The sequence below is a fragment of the Streptomyces sp. NPDC055966 genome, assembly GCF_042269865.1.
Classification (GTDB): Bacteria; Actinomycetota; Actinomycetes; order Streptomycetales; family Streptomycetaceae; genus Streptomyces.
Map to the genome: position 1 here is coordinate 331889 of NZ_JBHJYK010000003.1, position 11974 is coordinate 343862.

10 protein-coding genes and 1 pseudogene are annotated in these 11974 nt (G+C 71.5%); 3 read left to right on the top strand and 8 right to left on the bottom strand.

Annotation, left to right across the window (positions count from 1 at the left end):
- Nucleotides 1–661: 661 nt before the first annotated feature.
- Both ACFC8N_RS08425 and ACFC8N_RS08430 read right to left on the bottom strand, forming a co-directional pair.
- A complete protein-coding gene (locus ACFC8N_RS08425; RefSeq protein WP_362816644.1) occupies nt 662–1027 on the bottom strand; it encodes a VOC family protein in 366 nt (121 codons plus the stop codon).
- A 336-nt stretch (nt 1028–1363) separates the two neighbouring features.
- Nucleotides 1364–2191 carry a hypothetical protein gene (locus ACFC8N_RS08430; protein WP_376287492.1) on the bottom strand — a complete coding sequence of 276 codons (828 nt, stop codon included), beginning with the start codon at nt 2189–2191 and terminating at the stop codon, nt 1364–1366.
- Here ACFC8N_RS08430 and ACFC8N_RS08435 point away from each other — a divergent pair.
- A pseudogene (locus ACFC8N_RS08435) lies at nt 2155–2567 on the top strand (hypothetical protein); the annotation flags it as partial. The gene ACFC8N_RS08430 and the pseudogene ACFC8N_RS08435 sit on opposite strands and share 37 nt — an antisense overlap.
- Nucleotides 2568–3018: 451 nt before the next feature.
- Here ACFC8N_RS08435 and ACFC8N_RS08440 read toward each other — a convergent pair.
- From ACFC8N_RS08440 to ACFC8N_RS08460, 5 genes are all read right to left on the bottom strand, one after another.
- A complete protein-coding gene (locus ACFC8N_RS08440) occupies nt 3019–4239 on the bottom strand; it encodes a peptidase S8 (protein ID WP_376287494.1) in 1221 nt (406 codons plus the stop codon).
- Between the two features lie 189 nt (nt 4240–4428).
- Entirely contained in the window at nt 4429–6672 is a 2244-nt protein-coding gene (locus tag ACFC8N_RS08445; RefSeq protein WP_376287496.1) for a bifunctional polysaccharide deacetylase/glycosyltransferase family 2 protein, read from the bottom strand.
- Nucleotides 6673–6686: 14 nt separating this feature from the next.
- The gene (locus ACFC8N_RS08450) at nt 6687–7472 is read right to left on the bottom strand and encodes a hypothetical protein (protein ID WP_376287497.1); all 786 of its coding nucleotides are present in this window, start codon (nt 7470–7472) and stop codon (nt 6687–6689) included.
- Nucleotides 7473–7613: 141 nt separating this feature from the next.
- Complete coding sequence (gene cynS, locus ACFC8N_RS08455) at nt 7614–8084, bottom strand: cyanase (protein WP_356019962.1); 471 nt, start codon at nt 8082–8084, stop codon at nt 7614–7616.
- Between the two features lie 44 nt (nt 8085–8128).
- A complete protein-coding gene (locus tag ACFC8N_RS08460; protein ID WP_356019964.1) occupies nt 8129–8722 on the bottom strand; it encodes a carbonic anhydrase in 594 nt (197 codons plus the stop codon).
- Between the two features lie 137 nt (nt 8723–8859).
- Between ACFC8N_RS08460 and cynR the strand changes: the two genes are divergently transcribed.
- On the top strand, nt 8860–9768 hold the full coding sequence (gene cynR, locus ACFC8N_RS08465) for a transcriptional regulator CynR (RefSeq protein WP_376287499.1): 909 nt from the start codon (nt 8860–8862) through the stop codon (nt 9766–9768).
- Between the two features lie 134 nt (nt 9769–9902).
- Nucleotides 9903–10781 (top strand): slipin family protein, encoded by an 879-nt coding sequence (locus ACFC8N_RS08470; protein ID WP_376287501.1) that lies wholly within the window; start codon nt 9903–9905, stop codon nt 10779–10781.
- On the opposite strand, the gene ACFC8N_RS08475 is transcribed toward ACFC8N_RS08470, so the two are convergent.
- A complete protein-coding gene (locus ACFC8N_RS08475) occupies nt 10675–11916 on the bottom strand; it encodes an MFS transporter (RefSeq protein WP_376287503.1) in 1242 nt (413 codons plus the stop codon). The two genes, ACFC8N_RS08470 and ACFC8N_RS08475, sit on opposite strands and share 107 nt — an antisense overlap.
- Between the last annotated feature and the right edge of the window lie 58 nt (nt 11917–11974).

The window sequence follows — 11974 nt, forward strand, 5'->3', positions numbered from 1 at the left end:
TCGGGCCGCCGGATCCGTGCCGACGGCCACAGCGGACGGGACGGACGTGGGCGCATACTGAGTCATGGCAAAGCCTGCTGCGCCGAAGCGTCATCTGCCTGCCAGCCCCTACGGCCTCGGTCGAGTGACCGGCATCGAGGACGGGGGCGCGGCGCTCGTGGATTTCGGCTCGGCGCGAATGCGGATTCTGAGCCCGTACGCCAAGATGACCAAGCTGTAGGACCGCTGTGCCCGGTCACGGCACACCAGGACCCTTCAGGGGCCTGTGACGAAAGAGAGTCCTCTCATCGATCTGACATCGCTGTTCTCCGCCCTGGAAGGGCAACCCCGCTGCTCCACTGCAGCATCGCCGCCTCCGGCGACCAACCCCTTCCAGGCCCCCGATTTCGGGGAAGACGAAACCTTGCCCCTTGAGGACGCACAGGAGCCCGCCCCGGGCATGCGGGCAGCGCGGCCCGAGGCAGCCTAGCTCCGCCGACGATGGTGGCTCCGGCAACCGGCAGGGGCCATCTCGTGTGCCGCGGTGAGAAGTGCGGCCGTCACAGTTTCCGTCTTGTTCGGCACCATTCACCGCCGGACAGCGTAGGTCCTCCAGCCGCCCTTGTCCGGGCTCTTCTGCAGGGTCGCGGTGAACTGCTTGTCCATCACGGATACCGCCTGTTCAGGAGCTTTCGATGAGGATGAGGCTGTTGCCGTCCGGGTCACGCACAGCGAACATCGGCGGCACTGCGGGCCCCATCCGCAAGACCTGTGCATCCGCATCGACGCCGCGTGCGCGCAGGTCCGCGTGATCGGCGTCGGCATCCCGGGTCGTAAGACGGATGCCAGTCGGGACCCCTTCGGGAACGAGCGCGACAGTCGTCGTCGCACCAGGCGGCGCGACCTCGATCCAGCGCCCGTCACCGAAGGGCACGTCCCGGCGTACTTCGAAGCCGAGCTCACCGACGTAGAACTCGACCGCCTTGTGCTGATCGGTGACGCGGATCCCGATCGTGGCCACCTGTGTGATGTGAGTGGACCTGCTCATCCCATGCCTCCGCTTCCTTGGTCTTCACCAGGTAAGACGGAGGCAGGCGAAGTAACTCATCGCCGGTCATGAAGATCGACCGGACGGATCTCCTCACGTGCGGCCTGATCGCTGTTTGGCCAGCAGCTATGCGTCCCGCCTCGCGGAGGCGGTCAGGAACGGATGTACGACGGGTCCGCGCTGCGCGGGCCGCAGGCGCAGTGCTTCGACGCAGCGTATGACGACACTCGGAGATCTTTTGCGGGACAGCCGTGAGATCGCCCGGCTCGGCGGCCACGCCGGGTCAGGCGCAGATCCAGTGGAACGCGCAGGTGGTGGCCGGTTTGCGTCCGAGGCTCATTCGGCGGCGTCGCCGGGCTCGATTTCCCTGGGCTGCTCGCCGGGGAGCAGGCGGTTCACCATCGCCTGATTCGCCTGCATGTTCAGCGCCTTCATGGCGGCTGCCGCGTTGAGCCGGTCCTTGGCTTCCGGGTCGCTCACGCGGTCGATGAAGGTCGTCGCGGTTTCAAGCTGGTGGTCAGCGTCGATCTTGTCCTCGATGCGCTGGGCCTGCTCGGTCACGTGAGCCCTGGCACGCCGGGCGTGAACCGCGAGCGCACCGCCGCCGACCGTGATCAGCGCACCCGTCAGGCTCGTCACCAGGGGCACGTAGCCGTGGCTGGGGCTGCCCGCGTGCAGCAGCGCCAGGACGGCCCCGACGAGGATGACCGCCGCCCCGCCCGTCATGAACCACACGCTCAGGCGGAACGTCCACTCGGCCTGCTTCAGCGAGTGGTCCAGGAACTCGAAGTGGAACTTCTGCCGCTGCTCGGCCAGGCTCGGCTTGTCCGGAGCGGATTGGGGCGCCGGGGCAGCCGTGGGGTCGTAACCCCCGATGAAGACGTTGTGGACCTCGCCCGCGGACTGCACCACCTGCTGCCGGGCATCCTCGTATTGTCGTCCGACGTCTGCCGCCATGAGTGCTCGGATGATCGCCTGGACCTGGTCCGGGTGAGTCGAGAAGCTCCTCAGTAACATCGTGTCCTTTGCCGACGCCGAGGGCAGCACGCGTATGGCCCAAGCCCTTTCGTACGCGGTCATGCCTTCCAGCGCGGAAGACACACCGGGCACCGACAGGACGTCACCGTCTGCGTCATCCGTCATCCCGGCCTCCCCCGACGCCACCAACTGACACCACGCCAACTCCCTTCAGGGTAGCGCCGGTCGGTGACACCGGACCCGGTTCTCAGGGGCATCGCCCTGTCTGGCCGGCACCCCCGGAACGAGCGGGGAGCAGCGGGGAATCAGGCGATCGGGCGGCCTGTGCGTGCGGACGACGTACGAGTTCCTGGCCGACGGCAGGCCCGTGCAGCTGTCGGCGAGCCGGGAGCCGTACGACCTCACCGCCGGCACTCCCGTCGTTCTCCGCGAGGGCGGGCCGCACTCCGGGGCGGGTGTCGTGAACCGCATGGCCGCGTTCGGCGTCACCGTCAGCCACGCCGTGGAGCAGCCGGAGCCGCGGCAGACGACCGCCGGGGAGGCGTCACTCCTGGGCAGGCAGCACGTGTGTCGAGATCCCGAGCGATGCGCACCGCGCAGGGGCCGTTTCCCATGGAGACGACCTACACCTGGCAGCCGGTGGACGCTGCGCAACCGCGGCGAGCCATCCGGCCTTGCCAAAGTGAGCGCTCCGATGATGGCTGCAGCTGTGCGGCGGGCGAACGTCAAGGACGTGGCCGCGTTGAAAGAACTGCTGGAAGGCTCCGACGCCTGACGACTCCAGCCGACACCGTCTGCCGACTTCTGACGTCCACGGCTGACATCAACGAGCCCGGACGGCAGCACACAGCGGCACCCCTGGGCGACCGTCGAACCGGCCGGCCTGCTCCGCACCCGGCAGGCCGACGTGTGGGCCGAGCCGGCGGTGGCGCCGGCTCGGTGGTGCGGGGCCGGGAGGGCCGCGGCACAGTGGCTACGGCCCTCCGTGGTGGCTGCCCGTCCCCTGGGGATGTTCAGCCGGTGAAGGCAGCGGTGCCGTTCGGTGTGCCGAGTCCGGACGGGCCGTCGTAGCCGGTGGTGCCGGTGCAGAGGTAGGAGCCGCCGCAGCTGCCGTTGGAGCCGCTGGTGACGTCGTTCAGGGCCGAGGTGTGGGCGTAGGGGAAGGAGGAGGGGTAGGAGCCGGAGGACGGGGTGCCGGCCAGCGCGTAGACCGCGGCGATCAGCGGGGAGGCGGCGCTGGTGCCGCCGAAGACCATCCAGCCGCTGCCCTGGCCGTAGGTGTCGTACACCGCGACGCCGGTGTTGGGGTCGGCGACCGCCGAGACGTCCGCGACCGTGCGGTTCGCACAGCCGGAGTCCTTCTGCCAGCTGGGCTTGGCGTCGTAGGCGGAGCAGCCGGAGCCCGCCCCGCTCCACACCGAGTCGGTCCAGCCGCGGGTGTTGGAGGCCGTCTTCAGGGACGTACCGCCCACGGCCGTCACGTACGTGGAGGCCGCCGGGTACTCGACGCCGTAGCCGCCGTCTCCCGAGGAGACGGTGATGGCGACGCCCGGGTGGTTGAAGTAGGTGGAGTCGTACGACGCGTCGCTGGAGGACTCGGAGCCGCCGTAGCTGTTGGAGACGAACTTGGCGCCCAGCCTGACGGCGGTGTTCACGGCCGTGCCCAGGTTGGTCATGCTCGCCGAACCGGCCTCCACCAGGAGGATCTTGCAGTTGGGGCAGGCCGCGCTGACCATGTCGAGGTCGAGGGAGATCTCCTCGGCCCAGCCGGAGTTGCCGCGCGGGTACTTGGTGCCGCCGCTCTGGTCCACCTTCTTGAAGCAGCCGTTCGCCGTGGTGCAGGCGGACAGGCCGTACTGGGAGCGGTAGACGGCGAGGTCGGACTCGGCGCTGGGGTCGTCGTAGGCGTCGACGATCGCCACTGTCTGGCCCGAACCACCGGTCGCGGAGGGCAGGTTGTAGGCCGACTGGAGCGAGGCGGGGCCGTAGCCGGAGGGAGCGGCGGCGGCCGTCAGGGCGCTCTCGGCGTGCGCCGAGGCGGGGGTGCCCGCGGTGACCTGAAGGGCGTTGCAGGCCATCTGGTCCTTCTTCGTCGGAGTCGCACAGGCGCGGGCGACGGAGACGCCGTGGGACGGGGAGGCGGTGGCCTGGGCGGCCTGGCCGACGGGGGCGGCCAGGGCGAGGGCGGCCGTGGCGAGCGTGGCCACGGCGGTGAGGGAAACGGTTCTGCGCAACGTACGTCCTCCACATGGTGGGTGTACCGGGAAGGGCTGTGGGGGGTGCGCGGTGCCACCACGGCGCGGGGTGTCGCGTCGTGGTCGCGCAGAACGTACGGATGGCGGGGTCGCGTCAACAAGACGGATGTTGAATCTGGGACGTTCCTTTGCCTTTTCCGGGACGTGCATGTGTCGTTCATGAGCAAGTCATGGACTGGAGTCGACCTGCTCATGGCTCGGGGGCACGGGCTGCGGCTGCGCGGCGGGCGCGGTGCCGGTGTCCGGGAAGGGTTCCGCTCCCGCGGGAGCCCGGAGGCTGCCGTAGCGCTCCATGCGCTGCCAGCGCAGGCGCGAGCCGGACACGGCGGTGAAGACGGACTGGATCACCACCAGGTACATGAGCTGCCGGTAGACGAACTGCTGCAACGGCAGGCTCCACAGCGGGCCGGGGTGTTCTCCGTCGAGGCGGAACGCGTACAGGCCCATGCCGAGTTGCAGGAGGAGGAAGCCGAGCCACAGGGCGGTGATCCGGACCGGGTCCAGGAAGACCAGGCCGTACAGGGCGAAGAGGTCGACGGCCGGGGCGAGCAGGGGCAGCAGGACCTGGAAGAGGAGGAGGTAGCCCAGGCCGCGGCGGCCCAGTTTGCCGGCGGCGCCGCGCTGGAGCAGTGCGCCGCGGTGCTTCCACATCGCCTGGAGGGTGCCGTAGCACCAGCGGTACCGCTGCCGCCACAGGGCGCTGAGGGAAGCGGGTGCCTCGGTCCAGGCCACCGCGCCCTCCTCGTAGACCACGCGCCAGCCGGCCCGGCACAGCGCCATGGTGAGGTCGGTGTCCTCGGCGAGGGTGACGTCGCTGACGCCACCGAGATCCAGCAGCGCACCACGCCGGAACGCGCCCACCGCACCCGGGACGGTCGGCATGCACTCGGCGAGGTCGAACAGCCGGCGGTCGAGGTTGAAGCCGACCACGTACTCGATGTGCTGCCAACGACCCAGCAGGCCACCGCGGTTGACGACCTTGGCGTTGCCGGAGACGGCGCCCACGCGGGGGTCGGCGAAGGGCTGCACGAGGGTGCGGACGGTGTCCGGTTCGAAGACGGTGTCGCCGTCGACCATCACGACCAGGTCGCAGGAGGCCGCGGCGAGGCCGGTGTTGAGGGCGGCCGGTTTACCCGCGTTCTCCTGCCGGATCACCCGCACCCACGGCAGCCGGAGCGACTCCACCAGGTCGGCGGTGCCGTCGGTGGAACCGTCGTCCACCACGATGATCTCCGCCGGATGGTCCGAGGCGATCAGGGAGCGCACGGCCGCCTCGATCCCGGCGCTCTCGTTGTACGCGGGGACGATGACGCTGACGGGTTCGGTCACCGGCGGCCCCCAGGACCCGCCCCGGCGTCCTGCCCTGCGCAGCCGCCGGTGCCGGCGGGCCGTGAGCACCACGACCACCGCGCGCAGCACGCTGATCACTCCGGCCGCGTACATCAGCACGCCCAGCAGCCATACGATCCAGTCGCCGGCCTGCAACGCGTTCACCAGGGCCATGCCCTGGAGGTGTTCGCCGAGGCCGGCGGGCTGGACGGGCCCCGCCATGCCGACTGCGGCGCCGACCGTCGCGAACCGGAAGCCCTGTGCCTTGAGCCGCGGTATCAGGGTGTTCAGCGCGGTGACGGTCTGGGAGCGGTCACCGCCGGCGTCGTGCATCAGCAGGATCTGTCCGGCGTGCCCGTGCGGAGTCGCGTTGGCGAGGATGCGGTCCACGCCGGGACGCTGCCAGTCCTCGGCGTCCTGGGTGGAGAGCACCGTGACGTAGCCCGCCGTGTCGGCCTGCTTGAGGACGGACCAGTCGGCGTCGGTCAGCGCGTCGTTCTTCGAGGAGTAAGGCGGCCTCAGCAGCGCGCTGGTGACCCCGGCCGCGCCGGCCAGCGCCAGCTGGGTCTCGTGGAGTTCCAGGGAGCGCTGCCAGGGGGCGAGGCGGGAGAGGTCGGGGTGGGTGAAGGTGTGGATGCCGATCTGGTGGCCGTCGGCGACGATCCGGCGGACCAGCTCCGGGTGGGCCACCACCTGGGTTCCGACGACGAAGAAGGTCGCGCGCACATGGTTGCGGCGCAGCACGTCGAGGATGCGCGGGGTCCAGACGGGGTCGGGCCCGTCGTCGAAGGTGAGGGCGATGGTGCGGTCCCGGGGCCGGGCGGTGTGCACGGCGCCCGCGGCGTTCGCGATCACCGGACCGCCGTCGGCCACCTGGGCGGGCACCGCCTCGCTGCGGCCACGGGCACCGGTCACGTCGTCCGAGGTGATCCCGAACATGTGATGGGTGTACCCCTGGAGCAGGAGGGCCGTCGACAGGGTCACCGCGAGCACGCTCAGCAGCAGCCAGTGGGCGCGAGGGGTGATCTGGCGGGTGCGGCCGTGGCGGCGGGCAGGAGCGGTACGGCGGCGTCGATCGGTCACGTCAGGGCCTTGGGTCACTTCACGGGCTTGTGGGACGTCCCGCGGGCACGCCCCCGGGAGGAGATGGTCGGGGTCGCACTGGCGGTGGCCGTCGGGGAAGTGGCCCTGGTGGGTGCGGTGGTCGCGGGGGCGGTCGAGGCCGTCGGCCGGACGGGCGGGGCGGTCCGCCGCGCCGTGGGACGGGAGTCGGGGTGCCCTGCGGCCGAGCCCGCACGCCCGGCGGAGTGGCCGGGCCCGGACGGGGAGTCGGAGGCGGTCACGCGGGGCGTCGCCCGGTGCGCGGCGTCCGGCTGCGGGACGAAGGGGGCGCTGCCACCAGGGCCGCCCAGCACGGTGCTGATCAGCAGGGCGACATAGCCGCCGGCGGGGATCACCAGCAGCCGTGCGGCGCGCATCACGCGGCGCTGGCGTCGCCCCGAGGTGTCCACGAAGACCGGCCGCGCCGACTCGTGCTCCGGCGTGTCCGGGACCGGCTCAGACTCCGGTGCCGGCACCGGAACGAAGGGGATGGGCTGTGTGTCGCTCTCCGGGCCGGTCGCGGTGAGGACGTCGCCGCGGGCGGCCTGCCACGCCGGACCGCCTGCGCCGTCCCATGCCGTCGGGTGCGGTTGCGCCCACTGCGTCGACCGCGTCGGGTCCCAGGTCAGCGTGGCCGTGTCGCTGCCGTACGTCTCGTAGCCGTACGTCTCGTAGCCGTAGCCCTCGCCGCCGTACCCCTCGTGGCCGTAGGCATACGCGTACCCGGCGCCGGCGTACGGATCCTCGCCGTACGGTCCGCCGTTTCCGTTCGTCCACTGCACGAGTCGTGTCCCCTGTCCTGGACGACCGGGGCGGTCGTCCGCTTGGACAGAGCGCGGCGGGCCGAAACTGTTACACCTCACCCACAACTCACGCCTCGGACGTCCACTTCACCACCACACGCCCGCACCCGGCGGCGACGGTCAGAACGGCTTGGTCGGCAGGTACTTGCCGTCCAGGGTGATGACGGCGCGCTCGCCGCCCTCGGGGTCGGCGACCTTGCGCACGTCCAGCTTGAAGTTGATCGCGGAGATGATGCCGTCCCCGAACTCCTCGTGGACCAGGGCCTTGAGGGTGGTGCCGTAGACCTGGAGCATCTCGTAGAAGCGGTAGACGGTCGGGTCGGTGGGGATGCCGCCGGGGATCGAGCCGCGGGCCGGGATGGTCTGGAGCAGCATCGCCGCGTCCTCGTCCAGGCCGAGCAGTTCGGCGACGGCGCGGGCGGACTCCTCCGGCAGGGCGTGCTGGCCGAGGACCGCGGCGGTGGTGAAGGCGACGGAGAGGCCGGCCGCGTCGGCGATCCGCTGCCAGGAGAGGTTCTTGCGGGTCTTGGCGTCCACGGCCGCGTTGGCCAGGGCCTGACGGGCGGTGGGGTCGAACTGGGCGTGCATCATGATCGGTACTTCCTTCTCTTTCGATGGGGGTCGGTCAAAAGGGGTCAGGCAGCCGGGGCCGGGGCGGGGGCCTCGGTGGGCAGGTGTGTCACGCGGCCGGTGCCGATGTCGTACACCCAGCCGTGCAGGGTGGCCTTCCGCTCCGCCAGGGCGCGGGCGACCGACGGGTGGGTGGCCAGGTTCGCCAGCTGCGCGAGCACGTTCTGCCGTACCAGGGACGGCACGTCGCCGGGGGTGGCGGTGCGGGCCCGGGAGGCGTCGGCGTGCCGCAGCCAGGTGGCGACCGCCGGGGCGTCACTGAGGTCGTGCCCCTCGGCCAGGGCGGTCATCGCGCCGCACGCGGAGTGGCCGCAGACGACGATGTCGGTGACACCGAGTGCGCCGACGGCGTACTCGATACTCGCCGCCACTCCGTCGGCACCCGGGGTGTGCGGCGGGACCAGGTTGCCGGCGGTGCGGATGACGAACAGCTCACCGGGCTCGCACCCGGTGATCAGCTCGGGGACGACGCGGGCGTCGGAGCAGCCGATGAACAGCGTGTGGGGCGTGTGCCGCGTGGCCAGACGGGCGAAGAGCTCCGCCTTGGCCGGGAAGACGTCCCGCTGAAAACGGGCGACACCCTCGGCGAGGTCCTGCATGGGGCACTCCCTTCGGTGGTGACCGACCCCTGCGGGCCGGCGAAATCCACCATGCACGACCTGGACTTATAGAGTCCAAGAGCTGATAGCCATGAGAGTCAGTGGTCGTATCTATAGTTGCGGCTACAGTGGCGTTCATGGCCGTCCTGGAGCTGCGTCACCTGCGTTATCTGCTCGCCGTCGCCGAACACGGCAGCTTCACCCGTGCCGCGGAGGACCTGCACATCTCCCAGCCCACGCTCTCCCAGCAGGTCAGGCAGCTGGAGCGCACCCTGGGCGTGCAGCTGCTGGACCGCACCGGCCGTACGGTACGGCTCACCGACGCCGGCGCCGTCTACACCGAGCACGCCCGCCGCGCGCTGCGCGACCTGGCCGCCGCCGAACGAGCCGTCCACGACGTCCAGGACCTCACCCGCGGCCATCTGCGCCTGGGCGTCACCCCCACCTTCACCGCCTACCTCGTCGGCCCGCTCACCGCCGCGCTCCACGCCCGCCACCCCGGCGTCAGCCTGGCCCTGACCGAGACGACCCAGGACCGGATCGAGGCCGCCCTGCTCGCCGACGACCTCGACCTCGGCATCGCGTTCAGCGGCGCCCACCTGCCCGGCGTCGCCCCGACGCCGCTGTTCACCGAGACCCTCAGCCTCGTCACCGGCACCCACCACCCGCGGGCGCTGCCGGAGCCGCTGCCGGTGCGGGCCCTCAGGGACGTACAACTCGCGCTGCTCAGCGGCGACTTCGCCACCCGCGCCCACATCGACGCCTACTTCGCCAGGCAGCGGACCGCCCCGCGCATCGCGGTCGAGGCCAACTCCGTGCAGGCCCTCACCGAGATCGTGCGGCGCACCCCGGTGGCGACCGTGCTGCCCGACGCCGTCACCCACGACCACCCCCACCTCACGCCCGTCGCCCTCGACCCGCCGCTGCCCCCGCGCACCGTCACCCTCCTGCACCGCGAGGGCGCCTACCGCAGCGCCGCCGCCCGCGCCTTCGCCGGGCTCACCCACGGCCTCGTCCGCACCCGCGGCTACGCCCCGCCCCGGTGACGCGGTGCCACGGCCCGCGCCGGCGCCGCATTTTGACGGAGTCCTGACGCGGGGGTCGCATCCGGCCGGTCGCGGGTGGTGTCCTTGCCGGTGTCCGTACCGGCGTTCGTGCCGGTCGCGAGGAAGGGAGTGCCATGGAGGGCACCGTGGTGGCGGTCGTCGTGGTGGCATTGCTGCTGTTGCTCGTGCTGAAGAGCGGGATGCGGGTCGTCAACCAGGTGGAGCGCGGGGTGGTGTTCCGGTGGGGGAAGGCCCTGCCGAGCCACCGGCAGCCCGGCATCACCTTCCTGATCCCGTTCGCCGACCGGATGCGCAAGGTGAACGTGCAGATCGTGACCATGCCCGTGCCCACCCAGGAGGGCATCACCAAGGACAACGTGTCGGTGAAGGTCGACGCCGTCGTCTACTTCCGGGTGACCGACCCGGTGCGCGCGGCCATCGAGGTGCAGGACTACGTCTTCGCCGTCGGGCAGGTCGCCCAGTCCTCCCTGCGGTCCATCATCGGCAAGAGCGATCTGGACGACCTGCTCAGCGACCGGGAGCGGTTGCACGAGGGGCTGGCGCTGATGATCGACAGCCCGGCCGCGGGCTGGGGGATCCACATCGACCGCGTCGAGATCAAGGACGTCCAGCTGCCGGAGTCGCTGAAGCGGTCCATGTCGCGGCAGGCCGAGGCCGAGCGGGAGCGGCGGGCCCGGGTCATCACCGCCGACGGTGAGTTCCAGGCCGCGCAGCAGCTCGCCAACGCGTCCCGGATCATGTCGGACACTCCCGAGGCCATGCAGCTGCGTCTCCTCCAGACCGTCGTCGAGGTGGCCGCCGAGAAGAACTCCACCCTCGTCATGCCGTTCCCCGTCGAGCTGCTGCGCTACTTCGACCGGGCCGTGCGGAAGATCGACGCGGACCTCAACCCCGACGCGCCCCAGCCGCCCCAGCCGCCCCAGTCGCCGCAGCAGGCCCCGGCTCCTGCTTCAGACCCGGCTCAGGCTCAGGAGAGCGACGGCCGGCCGTAGCCAGCGCCAGTGTCACCAGGACCGAGCCCGCCGCCATCGTCGTCATCCCCGCGGCGGGCGAGGTGACCTGGGCCACCGTGCCGGCCAGCGCGGCGCTCACGCCCTGCATGGTCAGCATGCCCGCGGAGTGCAACCCCAGGGCCTGGCCGGCGAGTTCGTCCGGTGTCAGCTCCATCAGCCGCTCCTGCTGGACGAGGCTCGCGCCGAAGCCGGCCGACGCGAGCGTCACGCACACCATCGCCACCGGCAGCGGCGGGTGCGCGGCGAACAGCAGGTACGGCGTCGCCAGCAGGAGCAGCAGCGGGACGGCCAGGCGGCGGCGCACCGCAGGCGGCAGCAGGCGGCCCACCGTCACGTCCCCGGCGAACATGCCGAGCGCCCCGCAGGCGAACAGGGTGCCGGCCGCGTGCGGGGCGTACGACACGTAGAGCGACTCGCAGCCGACCACCAGGCCGTTGGGCAGCCACAGGCCCAGATAGGTCAGGCGGCGCGAACGGGACGACCACAGAGTGGAGTTGGCACGCCAGGTCGCCCGCGCGGAGGGACGGCCCGCGGTGCGGGGCGGGCGGGCGGTCAGGGCGAGGCGCAGCACCAGCGCGGCCGTCAGGTACAGGACGGCCGACAGCAGGAGACAGACCCTCGGGGAGAGCGCGGTCAGCAGCGCGCCGCCGGTGGCGAACCCGGCGATCTGCATGAGCCCGCTCATCATGTTGAACAGCGAACGCCCGGGCAGATAGCCCTCCTTGGCCAGGATCTCGTTCAGCAGGCCCCAGCGGACCCCGCCGCCGAGCGAGGCCACGAGGCCGAGGACGAGGACGACGGCGAGGACCACGCCGACCGGCAGGCCGGGCAGCGCCTGGAACGCCGTACCGGCCGCGAAGGTCAGTGCGATCGCCGACAGGGCCGTACGCGGGGGAAGGCGGTCGGCGCCGGACAGCAGGACCGTCGCGCCCAGCACCTGGGCGAGCGAGGGGCCGAACATGCTCACCGCGGACAGCAGCGGGGAGCCGGTCGCCCGGTACACGAGCGTGCCGAGGGCGAGCCCGCCGACGGTCTGCGCGGCGGTCTGCGCGGCCGTGCCGAGGAAGAGCGGGGTGAACTCCGGGGTGCGGAACAGGGAGCGGTAGGTGGGCATGCTCCGGAGTGTCGGGGGCACCGCGGGCGGGTCGTTATGGTTTCGCCACCATGCGAAA